The following is a 15378-nucleotide window of genomic DNA, read 5'->3' as shown; positions in this document are numbered from 1 at the left end:
GAAGGAAACCCAGCGCTATCGCTCCACGCCGAGTTTGTAGCCGGCGCCCCTCACCGTGTGGAGCAACGGCCGGTTGTACCCTTCATCGATCTTCTTGCGCAGCCGGCTGATGTGCACGTCGGTTACGTTGGTGCCAGGGTCAAAGTGATAGTCCCACACCCCTTCAAGCAGCATTGTGCGCGTCACCACCTGATCAACGTGACGCAGTAGATATTCAAGCAGCCTGAATTCGCGCGGCTGCAGATCCACCGGCTGGCCGGCGCGTTTGACGCGATGCGCGAGCAGATCCATTTCCAGATCGTCGCAGACCAGCTTCGTCTCAGGCAAGTTTCCGCCCGATTGGCCACGTCGCACCAGAAGTCGCACGCGGGCGAGCAACTCCGCGAATACGAAAGGCTTGGTAAGATAGTCGTCCGACCCTGATGTAAGTCCTGCGACCCGATCCTCCGGCGTGCTCATCGCAGACAATATCAATACCGGCGTCGATACGCCGGCCGCGCGGACGGCTGCCAGCACGGCCATTCCATCCAACCCGGGCAGCATCCGATCCAGGATGATGCAGTCATACCCGCCGTCGGTCGCCTGAAACAGGCCGTCACGGCCATTGTTCACGCGATCTACAACGAAGCCCGCCTCACTCAGGCCATTGGAGATATAGTCTGCGGTCGAATCATCGTCTTCGACCAAAAGGATCTTGCTCAAGATGCGCCTCCCGGCGCCTCCCTTAGCAAGGTCAGCATGAACACGTCACCATTGCGCTGAACTTTCAGCGTCGCGGGAACGCGACGTGCTTCGGCCGCGCGCAGATTGACAAGCGTCACGTCGGGATAACCGTTGACCGCCTCCAGCGTATCGCCAACCTTCAGGCCCGCGACCGCCTCTGCCGCCCCGGTTCTTAAACTCGTGACTACGAGTGCCTGGTGTCTGGACTGCCGTATCGGGGAATAGGTCGCGCCGCCGACCGCCCCGCGTGTCGGCGCTGGAGGCACGCTATCAGCCAGAAGCCCGAACGCGCCCGCGCCGAGCGCCGCCGCCCCCACCGCTGCCCAGCCCGCGATTCGCAGCCCATTCATAGCCGGATGCCCGGACAACGGCCGATCGGAGGGAAGAGCAAATGGTGCGGCATGATGCATATCCACGCCCAACCATGCGACAACCACGGTTTAAACCGCGTGGGCGCGCCATGACAAATCCGTCATGGACCGGATAAATGGCCCGTTTCCTGTCGATCTGCACTGGCTCTGACTACCCGCCATTCGACGCGCCCGGCCCAAATCGCGCGACCAGATCGTATCCGTTCCCAATGAATACCTGTCGCACGGAAGTGACTCGCTCCTTTCCCCTCCAGGTCCGGCGATCGACGCAAAGGCAGGGATAACCGGTAACGACCCCCAGCCATTCAGCCTCAACACCGGCAGCACCGACGGCCGATATCCGCGTTTCCGCTTCCGTCCACGGAACATGTCGCAGCAGCCATGATCCCGGCGGATCGACATCGAAATCGGCATGGATGATCTTGGGGACGGCGACTGCGCTAACCAGACGGAATTCGGCGCAAAGCGGCGACCCGTCTGCCAGATGAACCCCATCGATTTGCAAAAGCGCGCCGGACGCGGCCAGCAGACGCTCATCCTCGTCCTCGCCGGCTTCTCGCACCAGCCTTCGCATTGGACGATATTCGTATGCTTGTCCGCGCTCCTTCAAGAGCATCGCAATGTCCGGCACGTCCAGCACCATTGAATGGACCTTGGGCTGGGCGACGAACGTGCCGGCTTTCTTGCGACGATCGATCAGACCGGCGGACAGCAGCGCAGATAACGCCTTGTTCACGGTCATCCGCGAACAGCCATAAGCCTGCATTAACGCCCGTTCGGTCGGCAGCCGTTCGCCGGGCGCGAGCAAACCGCTCAGGATGCGCGATTCATAATCCGATCGGATGAGTTCGTGGAGTGACATTCTCACGCGATCGTTTCTCCGGGTGCGGGGCGCAAACTCGAACCGTTTCCCCCGGTCGCGCCTCCGTGCCAATCGCCTATCAGCTTGTCCGCTCGGCTCCAAACGTCGTGACGACCTATTGAGCCCTCACCGGCCCCAACTCGTCACCGCCACCGTGCCCCGTAGGCTAAAGCATGCAAACCGACTTTTATGTCTATACATAATCTAAAAACGATGCAATGACGCTGAGGTGGAACCACGAGGGACTGAAACGATGTCCGGCGTCACAGAGTGCGATACCGTGTGGATGGGCGCTCGGCTCGCCACAATGATTGGCGCGGGTCTTGGCGCGATTGATGACGGTATGATCGCGGCGCGCGCCGGGCGCATCATTCACGTCGGCCCCTCGGAGGATGCGAGAGCGTTCGCGCCTGCCAAGCTTGTCCAATGCGAAGGCCGGTTGGTTACGCCGGGTCTGATCGATTGTCATACTCATCTGATTCATGCCGGCGATCGATCCGGCGAGTTCGAAGCCCGCCTGCGGGGAGCGAGTTACGAGGAGATCGCCCGGGCGGGCGGCGGGATCGTTGCGACGATGCGTGCCACTCGCGCAGCGAGCCAGGACGAATTGGTTCGGACTGCACTGCCCCGGCTGGACGCACTGATCGCCGAAGGGGTTACGACGATCGAGATTAAGTCTGGCTACGGTCTGAACCTTGAAAGTGAGCGGCAAATGCTCCGCGCGGCGCAAATGCTGGCGGCGCAGCGCCCCGTGCAGATCATCTCCACTTTCCTCGGCGCCCACGCCGTGCCGCCGGAATATGCTGGCGATCCTGACGGCTATGTCGCGCTGGTCGCGGATACCATGCTTCCAACGCTTGCGGCCGAGGGACTGGTCGATGCAGTAGATGCGTTTTGCGAGGGCATCGGGTTCAGCGCGTCGCAGGCCGCGCGCGTATTAGAAGCGGCCCGCGCATTGCGCCTGCCGGTAAAGCTTCACGCCGAGCAGCTGTCCAACCTGCATGGCGCCGCACTCGCCGCAAAATATGACGCGCTATCCGCCGATCACCTGGAATATCTCGACAATGCGGGCGTAGCGGCGATGGCGGCATCCGGCACGGTCGCAACATTGTTGCCGGGCGCTTTTTACTTCACGCGTGAGACGAAGCTTCCACCGATTGCGGCGTTGCGCAATGCTGGTGTGCCGATTGCGCTCGCGACGGATTGCAACCCCGGCACCTCACCACTCACCTCGATCCTGCTGGTGCTCAATATGGCCGCCACGTGCTTTGGCCTGACGGTGGAGGAGGCGTTGCGCGGTGTCACAGTCAATGCCGCCCGCGCTTTGGGCCGCCTCGATGTGATCGGTACTCTCGAAGCGGGCAAGCGCTGCGATTTGGCAATCTGGGATGTCGGACGTCCCGCCGAACTGGTTTACCGCATGGGGCTGAACCCGCTCCATGCCCGCATCTGGAGTGGACGATGAACACCGTGATCCTCAATCCGGGCCAGGTCGCTCTGGCGGACTGGCGCGCCGTCTACCATGGGGCAGCGGTCCGCCTGGATCCGATCTGCGCGCCGGCCATCGCCGATAGTGCGACGGCGGTTGAGCGGATCCTGGCGAAGGGTGCCCCGATCTACGGCATCAATACGGGCTTTGGAAAGCTCGCCAGCGTGCGGATCGGTGACAATGATCTCGCGAAGCTTCAGCGCAATATCGTCCTCAGTCACGCCGCCGGCATTGGTGCCTCCTCCCCGGTTGCCGTGATCCGGCTGATGCTGGCGCTGAAGCTCGCCAGCCTCGCGCAAGGCGCTTCGGGCGTGCGCACGGGCACCGTTGCATTGCTCGCGGGGATGCTTGAGCACGGCCTCACGCCACTCGTGCCGTCTCAGGGGTCGGTGGGCGCAAGCGGTGATCTGGCCCCGCTGGCGCATATGGCGGCAGCGATGATCGGCGTCGGGCAGGTCATGATCGGTGAGGCCGTTCTGCCAGCTATCGAGGCATTCGAGCGCGTTGGGCTGGCGCCGATCGAACTTGGGCCGAAAGAGGGTCTGGCGCTGCTCAACGGCACCCAGTTCAGCACCGCCAATGCATTGGCAGGGCTTTTCGAGGCGGAGTTGTTGTTCCGGTCCGCGCTCGTCACCGGCGCCATGTCCACCGAGGCGGCAAAAGGATCCGACACGCCTTTCGACGCGCGCATTCACGCCCTGCGTCGGCACCGGGGCCAGATCGAGGTCGCCGATACGCTTCGCATGCTTATGAGCGGCAGCGAAATCCGGGCGAGCCACCTGGAAAATGATGCCCGCGTACAGGACCCTTATTGTCTGCGCTGCCAGCCTCAGGTGATGGGTGCCGCGCTTGACGTGCTGCGTCAGGCCGCGAGCACACTCACGATCGAAGCGAACGGCGTATCGGACAATCCGCTGATATTTCCGGAAACCAACGAGGCTCTTTCGGGTGGCAATTTCCATGCCGAACCGGTTGCCTTCGCCGCCGACATGATCGCGCTTGCTATCTGCGAGATCGGCAGCATAGCGGAACGCCGCGTGGCGATGCTGGTAGATCCGGCACTGTCGGGCCTTCCCGCCTTCCTGACCCCCCGCCCCGGCCTCAACTCAGGTTTCATGATCCCGCAGGTGACCGCGGCGGCGCTGGTGAGCGAGAACAAGCAACGGGCCTATCCCGCATCGGTGGACTCTATTCCCACCTCCGCCAATCAGGAGGACCATGTCTCGATGGCCGCGCACGGCGCGCGCCGCCTGCTGGAAATGGCCGCGAACGCCGCCAACGTCATTGGGATCGAGGCGCTCGCGGCCGCGCAGGGTTGTGATTTCCACGCCCCGCTCGCCTCGTCGAAAGAGCTGGAAGGCGCCCGCGCCACGATCCGCGCCAAGGTGCCGACACTCACCGAGGATCGCTATTTCGCGCCGGATATGGAAACTGCGACGGCGCTGGTTTCAAGCGGCGCACTCGTCGCGGCGATCGGTTCCGCGTTGCCGGGAGTAGTCGCATGAATCATTTCCTTCGGAGGTGGAGGCAATGATTCATGTCCATCACGGCACGGCTCCGCTGATCGTGGCCATGCCTCATACAGGTGTCGATCTTGCGGAACTGGACAACCATTTTGCCTCTCCATGGCTGGCCCGGCGCGACGCTGACTGGCACATCGAAACACTCTACAGCTTCGCCCGGGATCTAGGCGCCGCGGTCGTCCGCACGACCATCTCGCGCAGCGTAATCGACGTGAACCGCGATCCCAGTGGCGCGTCGCTCTATCCGGGGCAGGCGACGACCGAGCTTTGCCCCACGACCACGTTCGACGGCGAACGGCTCTATCGCGCCGGCACGCCTGACGCCACCGAGATCGCCCGACGACGCGTCGCCTATTTCGATCCCTATCACTTCGCACTTGCCGCCGAGGTCGAACGCCTGCGCGCCGCCCATCCCCGCATCGTTCTCTATGACGCGCATTCGATCCGCAGCCGCATCCCACGCCTGTTCGACGGCGAATTGCCGCAGTTTAACATTGGCACCAATAATGACGCGACGTGTGCTCCCGAGCTGACCGCCGCAGTCTCCGCCGCATGCACTGCCGATCACATCGTCAACGGCCGTTTCAAGGGCGGCTGGACGACGCGACATTACGGGCGACCGGCGCAAGGCGTTCACGCGATCCAGATGGAACTGGCGATACGTGGTTATGCCGCCGAGCCGTCCGTGCCAGATGCGACCAACTGGCCGCCCCGATACGACCCCGCCTATGCCGCGCCGCTCGTCGCGACGCTGCGCAACGTACTGAACACCTGTCTGGATTTCGCGCAATGACCCGTCTTGATCCCTCTCGCGTCATCAAGCCTGCTACCGGCACCACGCTTTCCGCCAGAAGCTGGTTGACCGAAGCCGCGTTGCGGATGCTGATGAACAACCTCCACCCAGATGTCGCGGAGCGGCCCGAGGAACTGGTGGTCTATGGCGGCATCGGCCGCGCCGCGCGCGACTGGGAGAGTTACGACAGGATCGTCGAAACGCTACGGAGGCTGGACGGCGACGAGACGCTGTTGATCCAGTCCGGCAAACCGGTTGGCGTGTTCCGCACGCATGCTGACGCCCCGCGCGTGCTGATCGCTAACAGCAATCTTGTGCCGAAATGGGCGAATTGGGAGCATTTCGACGAGCTCGATCGCAAGGGCCTTGCGATGTATGGCCAGATGACAGCCGGCTCGTGGATCTACATCGGCACGCAAGGCATTGTGCAGGGCACCTATGAGACCTTCGTCGAGATGGGCCGCCAGCACTATGATGGCGACCTGTCCGGCAAATGGCTGTTAACTGCCGGCCTCGGCGGCATGGGTGGCGCGCAGCCGCTCGCGGCAGTCATGGCCGGGGCATCATGCCTGGCGATAGAATGCCAGCAAAGCCGCATCGATATGCGGCTGCGCACCGGCTATCTCGATCAAGCCGCGTCCACGCTCGATGAGGCGCTTGAGATAGTGACCAGCGCAAAGAAACCCATTTCGGTCGGTCTGCTGGGAAACGCCGCCGAACTGCTGCCGGCGATATACGCGCGCGGCATCCTCCCCGATCTGCTGACCGACCAGACGAGCGCGCACGATCCAGTCAATGGGTATCTCCCCGCCGGCTGGACCGTGGAGCGCTGGATAGCCGTGCGCGAGCAGGATCCTGCGACGGTCGCCGCAGCCGCCAGGGCGTCAATGGCCCGGCATGTCGAGGCGATGCTGGCGTTCCAGCGCGCGGGCGTGCCCACGGTCGATTACGGCAATAACATCCGTCAGGTGGCAAAGGATGAGGGGGTGGCTGACGCTTTTGCCTTCCCCGGCTTCGTCCCGGCCTATATTCGACCGCTCTTCTGTCGCGGCATCGGCCCGTTCCGCTGGGTGGCCCTGTCGGGGGACGCTGAGGATATCTACAAGACCGACGCAAAGGTGAAGGAGCTGCTGCCCAACAACAAGCCGCTCCACCGCTGGCTGGACATGGCGCGCGAGCGGATCAGGTTTCAGGGGCTGCCTGCGCGCATCTGCTGGGTCGGGCTGGGTGATCGCCACCGGCTCGGCCTCGCCTTCAACGAGATGGTGGCGAGCGGCGAATTGAAGGCTCCGGTGGTGATCGGCCGCGATCATCTAGATTCAGGTTCGGTCGCCTCCCCGAATCGCGAAACGGAGGCAATGCGCGACGGATCCGACGCGGTATCGGACTGGCCACTGCTAAACGCGCTGCTCAACACCGCGTCCGGAGCGACCTGGGTTTCGCTGCACCACGGCGGCGGCGTCGGCATGGGCTATTCGCAGCACGCTGGAATGGTAATAGTCGCGGACGGCACGCCGGAAGCGGCGCGACGGCTCGAACGCGTGTTGTGGAATGATCCCGCGACCGGGGTGATGCGACACGCTGACGCGGGTTACGATATCGCCATCGATTGCGCGCGCGACAAAGGTCTGCACCTGCCCGGCATTCTAGCGTAAATGCCGTTGCGCGATAGCAACACCCCGTCCGCTCGATTTTCACAATACGGATCAGGCCACCCGAAATCTCACGCAGAGATAGGGCTGCCTTCCACGAACGCCTGTTACCGCAGAAGTTCCTCGCGCACTTCGACCGCGCGCAGCGACATCCGCACCTCGATCAGAAAATAGACGAGCGCCGCAATTAACAGCAACATAGCCAACACAAAGGCGACCGCGACGAACTGTCCGATATGAAGCCCCGCGAGTTCCGCGATGAACAGCAGCGCAACTACCGTGCAGGTCATCACCGCCGACGAGACGGCAAGAAACAGCGCCCGGTTGATGATCATGATGCGCCGGCCGAGCAGCCGCAACTCCCAGACGTGGCGATCATGCTCCGGCCCACGCGAGCCGGGATGCAATTCCTCCAGTACGCGCGCTCGATCGATCACTCGCGCAAGGCGTCCGGTCAGCACGTTGAGCAACGCGCCGATGCCGGCAAGCATGAACACCGGACTGAGGGAAAGCTGGATCGTCTGCGCGATCGTCGAAACAGCGGGGGAATATTGCAGCACCGGAAAAAGGATGCCCGCGGCGACAATAGGAGGCAAGCGGCAACGCGCTGGTAACTGTGATGCCGTAGGTCGTTTCCGCGATGACCATGCCGATGCCGCTCGATCAGTTTGTCCGCCTGCCCCGCCTCCTGCGCGCCGAGATCGTCGATGGGCTGGCGAGCGCGCTGGACGTAGTCGCCGGTGTGGCGGCGCCCTCCCACCGCTTCCTGCGGCATCAGTGGTTCGCCGCTGCACTTAAAGCTTATGGCGGACAGGCGCAGACGCTACTGGTCAATGCGGAGCAGTTGCCTGCGCTGGCGCTACCTATAGTCTCCGCCGGACCGGCGTGGCTGCGTCTCGCGATGGTGCCCGGCAGCTATTGGCCGTTCAGGAGCTTTCCGCTCGCAGAAACCGCTGGCGCCGAGGTTCTGGAGGCCGCACTGGCGATGCTGGCTAACCAGGTCAACGCGCTGCGCATCGGACCGGTCTATGACGATGACCCGGCAGCTGGCCCCCTTATCGAGGCGGCGCGCGCGCAGGGCTGGGTCGCGCTGGAACGGACCATCGCGCAGACTTTCCTGCTGGACATGGCGGCCCTGAGCGCTGAGCGCACGTGGCCGCGGGCCTCGACGCTGCGCAAGAACCGTTATCACGAGAAGCAGCTCGCCGCGCTGGGCAGGCTCGACTGGAAGTTTCTGTCGGCATCCGATTGGCCCTATGCCTGCGAGACGCTGGAGATCATCGAGCGCGCGAGCTGGATAAGCGAGCGGACCAGCGGCGCGGACGCGAAGTTCACGGCGAGCGGGCATGGCATTTTCTGGCGCGCACTGGCCGAGGACCCAGCGCTCGCGGAGATGATGCGCGGCGCGTTACTGTCGATCGGGGGAAAGCCGGCTGCCTTCTCCTTCGATCTCGAAGTGGGCGCGCTGCGCTACGCTATCGCCAACAGCTATGATCCCGCATTCGCGAAGCATTCGCCCGGTAAATCGTTATATTACCGCAATTTGGCGAATGCGATGAAAAACGGCACGCACGTCATCGATTGGGGCGCCGGTGACAGCGGCTACAAAAGCGTGATCGGCGCGGCGCCAGGCCCCATGATCCGAGACTGGCTGTTGCTGCGCCCCGGCCTGCCATCGCGGCTGGCGCCAGTGATCAAGCTGATGTGGCGGGGCCGGTAAGGATCGCTTCAACCGCATCGACCATCCCGTCGACCGCGGATTGCCCGCTCCAGTAGGGGTGAAAGCCGCCGTCACTGGCATCCACCGCCGCCTCGCGAGCGGCGATCATAGCGCGCAGCGACAAACCGGCATAATGGATGCGCTGCCGCACCAGCGGCTCGGGCACATCCGCAAGCAGACGCCGAATATGCGAAAGGCACCGTGCATAGGCTTCCGAATGCTCCGGCACCGTATCCACGAACAATTGCCGTCGCTCGTTCTGCACGTTCATCATGAAACGGAAATAGGTTTCGTTCTCTCCGGTATCACCCGGAATATCGACATTCGACACAACCATCGCGCGCACGACCGAACGAAGATTCGGCGTGCCGCCGCGTTCCGCCTCTTCTAGCAGCGCCTGCCGCTCCGCATCGATCAAATCCGCGCCGTCGATGAGCAATTCGCGCAGCAGATCGTCTTTGCCGCCGAAGTAATAATGCACTGCCGCCGCATTCCGCTGGCCCGCCGCCTCGACGATTTCGCGCATCCCGACGGCCGCAATGCCGCGTTCGGCGAACAAGCGGCGCGCGGCGCGCTTCAGTTCATTGCGGGTCACGCCGCCACGGCCGGCGGTGATTGGTCGACTGGCGTTCATCACGCGCACCATCGGATATACCGCACCCTTCGGCAAGCGCCGCCGCACGATTGACCGACCAGGCAAGGCCTTTTACTAACTCGATCGACTTAAACGAGGAGAGGCCCGTGGCGCTGGCGCACGATCGCGAGGCATGGCGTGAGCTGATCGATCTGGACTCGCTCACCTGCTGGATGGATCGCAAGGGCCTTGGCGAAGGCGCGGCGATCGAGCGCGCTGAGCCGCTCGGTGGCGGCACGCAGAACGTGCTGCTACGCTTCGATCGCGATGGACGAAGCTATGTCCTGCGTCGCCCGCCGCGTCGCCCGCGACCGGAAAGCGACGAGGTGATGCGTCGCGAAATGAGGGTTCTCTCCGCTCTTGCCAGCTCAGCGGTTCCTCACCCCCGGTTCATCGCCGGAGAGGGTGATCCCGGGGTGCTAGGCACCGCATTCTATCTGATGGAGCCGATCGACGGCTTTAACCCGACCGTCGGCCTGCCGCCGCTTCACGCCAGCCATCCAGCGATGCGCAGACTGATGGGCGAAGCGATGGTCGATGCGGCGGTTGCGCTGTCGCGGATCGATCCCGAGCGTGTCGGCCTGTCCGGTCTCGGCAAGCTGGATGGCTGGGTGGAGCGGCAGACGCCGCGCTGGCGCGCGCAACTCGATGGCTATGCGGAATTCGAGGGATGGAGCGGGCTGGCTGTGCTGCCGGATGTGGAGCGGATTTGCGCGTGGCTCGATGCAAACCGGCCCAGCACAGTGCAGCCGGGGCTAATCCATGGCGATTTTCACCTCGCAAACGTGATGTTTCGCCCCGATGCACCTGAACTTGCTGCGATCGTCGATTGGGAGCTTGCGACACTCGGCGATCCGCTGCTCGATCTCGGCTGGCTGACGGCGACATGGCGCGATCCGGCAGAGGGCGAACAGCGCGTGGCGGTGACGCCGTGGGAGGGTTTTCCTTCGCTGGAGGAAATCGTTGAACGCTATCTCGCCGCCACCGGCCGGAGCGCGACGGACGCGCGCTGGTATGCCGTGCTCGCCTGCTTCAAGCTTGGTGCGATCCTGGAGGGGAGCCATGCCCGCGCCTGTGCCGGGCTAACGCCGAAGCCGATCGGCGATCAGCTTCACGCGCACACGATAGCGCTATTCGAGCGTGCACATCGGCGGATCGCAACGCCGATCGTGTGATTTCGACGGACGCTACCTATATTCGCGCGATGTTCAATCTAGCTGCTTATCTCGCCCGCGTTGATCTGCCCGAAACGCCGGGTGCCGATGTCGATGGTCTCGCCGCCGTGCAGCGCGCTCAGCGCCTTGCTATCCCGTTCGAGAATCTCGACGTGATGCTTGGGCGCGGCATCGCGATCGACTCCGGTTCGGTGTTCGACAAGCTCGTCACGCGGGGGCGCGGCGGCTATTGTTTCGAGCAGAACCGTCTGCTCGGCGACGCACTAACCGCTCTGGGCTTCGCCTCCCGTCCGCTTCTCGCGCGGGTCTGGCTGGGTGTCAGCGAACCGCAGCCGCTCACTCATACGCTGACGCTGGTGTCGGTCGAGGGCGAGGAGTGGATCGCGGACGCCGGGTTCGGCGGAAGTTTCGCGCCGGTGATGCCGCTCGTCGATGGTGTCGAGACGGCCTCTCCGGATGGCGCACTGCATCGGCTGGAGCGCGACGGGGAGTTCGGGTGGATGCTGCTGCGACAGGGCATACCAGTCGGCGCGGACGGGCGCGCTGGTGGCGAGGGCTGGCAGCGGCAATATAGCTTTGATCTGCGTACGGTGTACGAGAATGACCTCGCGATCGGCAACCTCTGGGCCTCAACCGCGCCAGATAGCCGCTTCACCCAATCCGCAATTGTATCGCTTGTATTGCCGCGCGGTTTCGCCGCGCTGGCGGATCGCAACTATCGCCGATATTCGAGCGAGGGCGAGACCAGTGCCGAGATTATCGATCCGCGCGTCTATCGCATGCGCCTGAGCCTGATGTTCGGCCTTGACCTCAGTGTTGAGGAAATTGCCGCGCTCGGCTTGTTCTGACGCCTTATTTTAGGGTTCGTCCACGGCTTCTAGCGCCGCACCCTTTCGCCGGGCGCCTTGCCGGTCCATATAGTGAACATGGCGATCCAGATACGCACCAGCCTGGCCGAACCCGAAACCGGCGAGACATTCATCCCCCATCGCCCGCAGCGACCTGAAAAGGCGGAGGGCGGCCGGCCGTTCAAGCTGGTGAGCGATTATTCTCCGGCAGGCGATCAGCCCGTTGCAATCGCGGAACTGGTGGCGGCGGCATCGGCAGGAGAGCGCGATCAGGTGCTGCTCGGCGTTACCGGATCGGGCAAAACATTTACGATGGCGAAGGTGATCGAGGCGTTGCAGCGCCCCGCACTGATACTCGCGCCGAACAAGATCCTGGCCGCGCAGCTTTACGGTGAGTTCAAGAGCTTCTTCCCTGAAAACGCGGTCGAATATTTCGTCAGCTATTACGATTATTATCAACCAGAAGCTTATGTCCCGCGCTCCGACACTTATATCGAGAAGGAGTCGAGCGTGAACGAGGCGATCGATCGGATGCGCCATTCGGCCACGCGGTCGCTGCTGGAGCGGGATGATGTAATAATAGTTGCGTCTGTGTCCTGCCTTTACGGAATCGGATCGGTAGAGACCTATTCTGCGATGATCTTTGATCTGAAGAAGGGTCAGACGGTCGATCAGCGCGAGATCGTGCGCAAGCTTGTCGCGCTGCAATACAAGCGGAACGATGTCGCCTTCGCGCGCGGAAACTTCCGTGTGAAGGGCGACAATCTCGAAATTTTCCCTTCACACTACGAAGACAGCGCCTGGCGCATCTCTTTCTTTGGCGACGACATTGAGGAAATCGTCGAATTCGACCCGCTGACGGGAAGGAAGGTGGCAAGTCTCGATTACGTCCGCATCTACGCCAACTCCCACTATGTGACGCCCGGACCGACACTCAAGCAGGCGACCGCGGCGATAAAGCATGAACTGAGCGAACGGCTTAAGGAGCTTGTTGGCGAGGGCCATTTGCTGGAGGCGCAGCGGCTGGAGCAGCGCACCAACTTTGACCTGGAGATGATCGCCGCGACCGGGAGCTGCGCGGGAATCGAGAATTATTCGCGCTTCCTCACCGGCCGTCTGCCGGGCGAGCCGCCCCCCACCTTGTTCGAATATCTGCCCGAGAACGCCCTGCTGTTCGTCGACGAAAGCCATCAGACAGTGCCGCAGATCGGCGCAATGGCGCGCGGGGACCATCGGCGGAAGATCACGCTTGCCGAGTATGGCTTTCGCCTTCCCTCCTGTATCGATAATCGACCGCTCCGCTTCAACGAGTGGGATGCGATGCGGCCGCAGACGGTCAGCGTCTCTGCAACTCCCGGCCATTGGGAAATGGAGCAGACTGGTGGCGTTTTCTCGGAACAGGTCATCAGACCAACGGGACTGATCGATCCACCGGTGGAAATCCGCCCGGTCGAAGAGCAGGTGCAGGATTGCATCGTCGAATGCCGAAAGGCTGCCGAGAGCGGATATCGAACGCTGGTCACGACGCTGACCAAGCGTATGGCCGAAGACCTGACGGAATATATGCACGAGGCGGGCGTAAAGGTCCGCTATATGCATTCTGACGTGGAGACATTGGAACGCATCGAATTGATCCGCGATCTACGGCTCGGCGTGTATGACGTGCTGGTCGGCATCAATCTGTTGCGCGAAGGGCTCGACATCCCGGAATGCGGCCTTGTCTGCATAATGGACGCCGACAAGGAAGGTTTCTTGCGCTCGGAAACCTCACTGATCCAGACGATCGGCCGCGCCGCCCGCAACGTGGATGGCCGCGTGATACTCTACGCCGACCGGATCACAGGCAGCATGGAGCGTGCGATGAACGAAACCGCGCGCCGCCGCGAGAAGCAGGAAGCGTATAACCTCGAGCACGGAATAACCCCTGCGACGGTGCGCAAGAGCATTGGCGATATAATCGCGCACGTAGCCTCGAAGGATCAGGTCACCGTCGATATCGACGATGAAAGGCCTCACATGGTTGGCCACAATCTGCGGTCTTATATTGAGGAGCTCGAGAATAAGATGCGCAAGGCCGCATCCGATTTGGAATTCGAGGAAGCTGGGCGCTTGCGCGACGAAATCCGCGCACTCGAACAGGAAGAGCTCGGATTGCCAGTCGGCGAACACAAAGCACCGGTCATGGGCCGGGCAAACGAAGGAAAGCCAGGCACGCGGAAGACGCGCTTCGGCCGGACTCAGCGAAAATTCGGAGGCGGCCGGGGCCGCTGATAGCCAATGGCGTCATCCCGGGGCGATTGCCGGAATGACGCCAAGGCGATTACTCTTCCTCGTCCGTGTCTCCGTTCTCTATCGTCTGCGGCGATTTTTTGGACGGATGATTTTCTGGAGAGTCGGGATCGACGATCAGCCCGTCCATCGCTTCCTCAAGCGCGGTTTTCTTTTTGAGATCGGTCATCGCGTCACATCACTCCACCAAGACCGAGATCCTCCCGGTCGACCCCATAATAGCCCGCAACCCGATCCGCATATGCCTGATCGAATGCCGGCGCGTTGTTCGCCCAACTTGGCCCGCCTTCCAGCATCCGCCGGTCGATCGTCACGACATACAGATCGCGCACGGGATCGAACTGGAGCAATGCGAACGGCAGTGCATAAAAGCTCTTGCCCATCCCCAGGAAGCCACCCAGGCTCAACACCGCATGAGTGACCCGGCCGCTGCGCTTGTGAACCATGAAGGCCGAAACGCTGCCGAGCTTGTCACCATCGCGACTTTCCAGTTTCAGCGACCCTGAAATATCCGCCTGCGCCAGTGCGAGCGTTGCCGCCTCCCCATGTGCCGTCTGCATTCGAGAAACTCCTGTTGGTCTGCGCTAAACCGTTACGCCCCTGCGTCGGTTCCAGTTGAGTAGCGCGGCCGCCTTGGCCATACCCGGCGCCATGCGATCACAGCCACTTGTCGCCGTTTCCGCCCTGGCGGTTCTTGCGCTCGCCTCTTGCGTCAGCGCGCCGCCAAAGCAGCCGCCGCTGGTGAATGCCCCGCCCCCGGCCTTGCCGCCGCTCAAGGCCCCGCCTCCACTGGCGAGCGACTGGAGCGACTGGCCGGTGACGCCTGGAACGTGGCGCTACGCAGCCGACAGTCGAGGTACGCGTGCCATGTTTGGTGACGATGGCGATGCGATGGTCGTGCTGCGCTGTGACCGAACGGAAAGACGGGTTTATCTGTCGCGCGCCGGGGCGATAACCGCGCCGCTGACGATTCGAACCAGCAGCGCCACTCGCGCGTTGGCCGTGCAGCCAACAGGTGGCGCGTTGCCATATGTCGCAGCGACCCTTGCGCCCAACGATTCGCTACTCGATGCGATTGCGTTCAGCCGCGGCCGCATCGCGATCGAACAGCAGAACGCACCCGTGCTCGTCGTGCCACCATATGCCGAGATCGATCGCGTTATAGAGGATTGCCGGGGCTGAGCGAGCCTTTGTGGCACCGGATAACGGCGAAGGATGATCGTCTAAAGAGGCCTGAAAAACAAGACTTGTTTATACCGCGAACAAGGCCAAGATAGCGTTCGTGGCTTGAACCACAAA

Annotated in this window: 16 protein-coding genes; 9 read left to right on the top strand and 7 right to left on the bottom strand. The window is 62.7% G+C overall.

Translation table 11 applies throughout. The annotated features are described in order from the left end of the window. Positions 1-15: 15 nt before the first annotated feature. From FFS35_RS05165 to FFS35_RS05155, 3 genes are all read right to left on the bottom strand, one after another. Entirely contained in the window at positions 16-705 is a 690-nt protein-coding gene (locus tag FFS35_RS05165; RefSeq protein ID WP_137786066.1) for a response regulator transcription factor, read from the bottom strand. Beyond that, positions 699-1073, bottom strand: coding sequence for a hypothetical protein (locus FFS35_RS05160; RefSeq protein WP_137786065.1), 375 nt, complete (start codon positions 1071-1073; stop codon positions 699-701). Before FFS35_RS05160 ends, FFS35_RS05165 begins: the two co-directional genes overlap by 7 nt. A 172-nt stretch (positions 1074-1245) precedes the next feature. Beyond that, positions 1246-1962, bottom strand: a complete 717-nt coding sequence (locus tag FFS35_RS05155; protein ID WP_249341462.1) for a UTRA domain-containing protein — start codon at positions 1960-1962, stop codon at positions 1246-1248. Between the two features lie 247 nt (positions 1963-2209). Between FFS35_RS05155 and hutI the strand changes: the two genes are divergently transcribed. Genes hutI through hutU form a run of 4 tightly spaced genes read left to right on the top strand, consistent with a single transcriptional unit; the run spans position 2210 to position 7416 of the window. Continuing rightward, positions 2210-3421: an imidazolonepropionase gene (gene hutI / locus FFS35_RS05150; protein ID WP_137786063.1), complete on the top strand. Its 1212-nt coding sequence runs from the start codon at positions 2210-2212 to the stop codon at positions 3419-3421. Beyond that, positions 3418-4950 (top strand): histidine ammonia-lyase, encoded by a 1533-nt coding sequence (gene hutH, locus FFS35_RS05145; protein ID WP_137786062.1) that lies wholly within the window; start codon positions 3418-3420, stop codon positions 4948-4950. Before hutI ends, hutH begins: the two co-directional genes overlap by 4 nt. Positions 4951-4975: 25 nt before the next feature. After that, the gene (gene hutG, locus FFS35_RS05140; RefSeq protein WP_137786061.1) at positions 4976-5761 is read left to right on the top strand and encodes an N-formylglutamate deformylase; all 786 of its coding nucleotides are present in this window, start codon (positions 4976-4978) and stop codon (positions 5759-5761) included. Continuing rightward, a complete protein-coding gene (gene hutU, locus FFS35_RS05135; protein WP_137786060.1) occupies positions 5758-7416 on the top strand; it encodes a urocanate hydratase in 1659 nt (552 codons plus the stop codon). Before hutG ends, hutU begins: the two co-directional genes overlap by 4 nt. A gap of 104 nt (positions 7417-7520) precedes the next feature. On the opposite strand, the gene FFS35_RS05130 is transcribed toward hutU, so the two are convergent. Then, positions 7521-7970 carry a DUF2721 domain-containing protein gene (locus FFS35_RS05130; RefSeq protein WP_137786233.1) on the bottom strand — a complete coding sequence of 150 codons (450 nt, stop codon included), beginning with the start codon at positions 7968-7970 and terminating at the stop codon, positions 7521-7523. Positions 7971-8053: 83 nt separating this feature from the next. Here FFS35_RS05130 and FFS35_RS05125 point away from each other — a divergent pair, with 83 nt between their 5' ends. Then, the gene (locus tag FFS35_RS05125; protein ID WP_137786059.1) at positions 8054-9133 is read left to right on the top strand and encodes a GNAT family N-acetyltransferase; all 1080 of its coding nucleotides are present in this window, start codon (positions 8054-8056) and stop codon (positions 9131-9133) included. Here the strand turns inward: FFS35_RS05125 and FFS35_RS05120 are convergent. After that, positions 9108-9767, bottom strand: coding sequence for a TetR/AcrR family transcriptional regulator (locus tag FFS35_RS05120; protein WP_212742172.1), 660 nt, complete (start codon positions 9765-9767; stop codon positions 9108-9110). The genes FFS35_RS05125 and FFS35_RS05120 overlap by 26 nt on opposite strands. A gap of 107 nt (positions 9768-9874) precedes the next feature. Between FFS35_RS05120 and FFS35_RS05115 the strand changes: the two genes are divergently transcribed. The 3 genes from FFS35_RS05115 (at position 9875) to uvrB (ending at position 14061) form a co-directional block, all read left to right on the top strand. After that, positions 9875-10942: a phosphotransferase family protein gene (locus FFS35_RS05115; RefSeq protein ID WP_249341461.1), complete on the top strand. Its 1068-nt coding sequence runs from the start codon at positions 9875-9877 to the stop codon at positions 10940-10942. 29 nt (positions 10943-10971) lie between these two features. Further along, positions 10972-11790 (top strand): arylamine N-acetyltransferase, encoded by an 819-nt coding sequence (locus FFS35_RS05110; RefSeq protein ID WP_137786231.1) that lies wholly within the window; start codon positions 10972-10974, stop codon positions 11788-11790. Positions 11791-11868: 78 nt separating this feature from the next. After that, positions 11869-14061, top strand: a complete 2193-nt coding sequence (gene uvrB, locus FFS35_RS05105; protein WP_137786057.1) for an excinuclease ABC subunit UvrB — start codon at positions 11869-11871, stop codon at positions 14059-14061. Positions 14062-14110: 49 nt separating this feature from the next. On the opposite strand, the gene FFS35_RS19905 is transcribed toward uvrB, so the two are convergent. Next, the gene (locus tag FFS35_RS19905) at positions 14111-14248 is read right to left on the bottom strand and encodes a hypothetical protein (RefSeq protein WP_171007516.1); all 138 of its coding nucleotides are present in this window, start codon (positions 14246-14248) and stop codon (positions 14111-14113) included. 4 nt (positions 14249-14252) lie between these two features. Continuing rightward, complete coding sequence (locus FFS35_RS05100) at positions 14253-14639, bottom strand: PRC-barrel domain-containing protein (protein WP_137786056.1); 387 nt, start codon at positions 14637-14639, stop codon at positions 14253-14255. Positions 14640-14730: 91 nt separating this feature from the next. Between FFS35_RS05100 and FFS35_RS05095 the strand changes: the two genes are divergently transcribed. Beyond that, positions 14731-15261, top strand: coding sequence for a hypothetical protein (locus FFS35_RS05095; protein ID WP_137786055.1), 531 nt, complete (start codon positions 14731-14733; stop codon positions 15259-15261). The last annotated feature ends 117 nt before the right edge of the window (positions 15262-15378 follow it).

It is taken from the genome of Sphingomonas sp. 3P27F8, assembly GCF_005502745.1.
Taxonomy (GTDB): domain Bacteria; phylum Pseudomonadota; class Alphaproteobacteria; order Sphingomonadales; family Sphingomonadaceae; genus Sphingomonas.
Note: the sequence above shows the minus strand (reverse complement) of the source record. Positions and strands in the feature narration are given on the sequence as shown.

Bases quoted from the DNA above. Each gene is read 5' to 3' on its own strand.
- FFS35_RS05160 (WP_137786065.1), bottom strand. From the start codon at position 1,073: ATGAATGGGCTGCGAATCGCGGGCTGGGCAGCGGTGGGGGCGGCGGCG.
- hutI (WP_137786063.1), top strand. From the start codon at position 2,210: ATGTCCGGCGTCACAGAGTGCGATACCGTGTGGATGGGCGCTCGGCTC.
- hutH (WP_137786062.1), top strand. From the start codon at position 3,418: ATGAACACCGTGATCCTCAATCCGGGCCAGGTCGCTCTGGCGGACTGG.
- hutG (WP_137786061.1), top strand. From the start codon at position 4,976: ATGATTCATGTCCATCACGGCACGGCTCCGCTGATCGTGGCCATGCCT.
- hutU (WP_137786060.1), top strand. From the start codon at position 5,758: ATGACCCGTCTTGATCCCTCTCGCGTCATCAAGCCTGCTACCGGCACC.
- FFS35_RS05125 (WP_137786059.1), top strand. From the start codon at position 8,054: ATGACCATGCCGATGCCGCTCGATCAGTTTGTCCGCCTGCCCCGCCTC.
- FFS35_RS05120 (WP_212742172.1), bottom strand. From the start codon at position 9,767: ATGAACGCCAGTCGACCAATCACCGCCGGCCGTGGCGGCGTGACCCGC.
- FFS35_RS05110 (WP_137786231.1), top strand. From the start codon at position 10,972: ATGTTCAATCTAGCTGCTTATCTCGCCCGCGTTGATCTGCCCGAAACG.
- uvrB (WP_137786057.1), top strand. From the start codon at position 11,869: ATGGCGATCCAGATACGCACCAGCCTGGCCGAACCCGAAACCGGCGAG.
- FFS35_RS19905 (WP_171007516.1), bottom strand. From the start codon at position 14,248: ATGACCGATCTCAAAAAGAAAACCGCGCTTGAGGAAGCGATGGACGGG.
- FFS35_RS05100 (WP_137786056.1), bottom strand. From the start codon at position 14,639: ATGCAGACGGCACATGGGGAGGCGGCAACGCTCGCACTGGCGCAGGCG.
- FFS35_RS05095 (WP_137786055.1), top strand. From the start codon at position 14,731: ATGCGATCACAGCCACTTGTCGCCGTTTCCGCCCTGGCGGTTCTTGCG.